Origin of the sequence: Stenotrophomonas sp. AS012628, from assembly GCF_010608305.1 — a bacterium.
In the GTDB taxonomy this organism is placed as follows: domain Bacteria; phylum Pseudomonadota; class Gammaproteobacteria; order Xanthomonadales; family Xanthomonadaceae; genus Stenotrophomonas; species Stenotrophomonas geniculata.
The window spans coordinates 1-248 of the sequence record NZ_VMBJ01000195.1 but is presented as its reverse complement, the minus strand read 5'-3'; the positions used below and the strand labels follow the sequence as shown (position 1 = coordinate 248).

The 248-nt window shown below is 70.2% G+C and carries 1 protein-coding gene; it reads right to left on the bottom strand.

Features of this window, described 5'->3' with window-relative positions; all coding sequences use genetic code 11:
- On the bottom strand, window positions 1-248 hold a 248-nt coding region (locus tag G5A07_RS21590; protein WP_191864009.1), incomplete at both ends, for a hypothetical protein.

Genomic DNA, 248 nt, shown 5'->3' with positions numbered 1-248 from the left:
CGCGCTCGTCGTCAGGCTCGGTGGCGCCGGACAGGCTGTGGTGGCGGCCAAGAACCGGTAGCAGGAAGTGCGTGGTGTCCAGTTCGGTGGACATGCTCAGATGGCTGGCGTCGCCGGCCGGGGCGACGGTGAGCATGCTTGGCCCGGCATGGGCGAGGCGTTCCTGGCGGGCGTCGAGGAAGGTCACCGCGCGCACGTCCGGTTGGTCCAGCGCCTCGTTGGCGATGCGGTTGAGCACGGCGGTATCC